1 pseudogene is annotated in these 915 nt (G+C 77.4%); it reads left to right on the forward strand.

From position 1 onward, the window contains the following. Positions 1–915: pseudogene (locus GT045_RS15745) on the forward strand (hypothetical protein); the annotation flags it as partial.

Here is a 915-nt window from a genome sequence, read left to right on the forward strand (position 1 = left end):
GGCCGCCGACGGCACGGTTGCCGCCGCCGGCCAGGAGCCCGAGGCCGACGGCGCCCAGGGCACGGCGGACGCGGTGGCCCAGGGCGCGCCGGTGCAGGCCGTCCCGGAGTCTTCGGCGCAGGCCGTCCCGGAGTCATCGGGGCAGGCCGTTCCGGAGTCTTCGGTGCCGGTCATCGCGGACTCTTCGGCGCCGGACCCGGCCGTACCCGATCAGACGCCGGACGACGCGCAGGCGGAGCCGGCCGGTACGACCGCGGGGGCCGCGGATGCCGACGGGACCGCGGAGACCGACGGGACGGCCCTTGTCGTGACAGCGGTGGAGACCGACGCGGCGCCGGTGGAGACGGCTGTGGCGGAGACTGTTGTGGCGCAGACGGCACCGGCGGAGACGGATTCGGTGGGAGCGGCTGTGGTGCAGACGGCACCGGCGGAGCCGGGATCGGTGGGGACGGCTGTGGCGCACACGGCTGACGCCGAGGCCGTTGTCGCAGAGACCGCCCAGCCGGACGCGGCCGCCGAGCCGGTCGAGGGCGTGCAGCCTGCGGGAGGCGTGCACCCTGCGGAAGGCGTGCAGCCGGACGTGGTCACGCAGGCCGGAGCCGCCCAGCAGGTCGGCGATGCCGTCCAAGCGGTCGAGGCCACGAACCCCTCCGACACCGCTCAGGCCACCGTTCACGCCCAGGTGCAGCCCGCCGGGGTGACGGAAGCCCCGGCCGTGCAGGGCGCGGTCGCGCCCGCCGACCCGGCTTCCGCCCAGGCGGCCGACCCGGCTTCCGCCCAGGCGGCCGACCCGGCCTCCGCCCAGGCGGCCGACCCGGCCTCCGCCCAGGGTGCGGCCCAGACGGCCGACCCGGCTGTGGCCGAGGGTGTGGCGCAGCCGATCGATCCGGCTGCCGTTCAGGCTGTGGCCGGGGA

This window comes from Streptomyces sp. SID486 (assembly GCF_009865385.1).
Classification (GTDB): Bacteria; Actinomycetota; Actinomycetes; order Streptomycetales; family Streptomycetaceae; genus Streptomyces.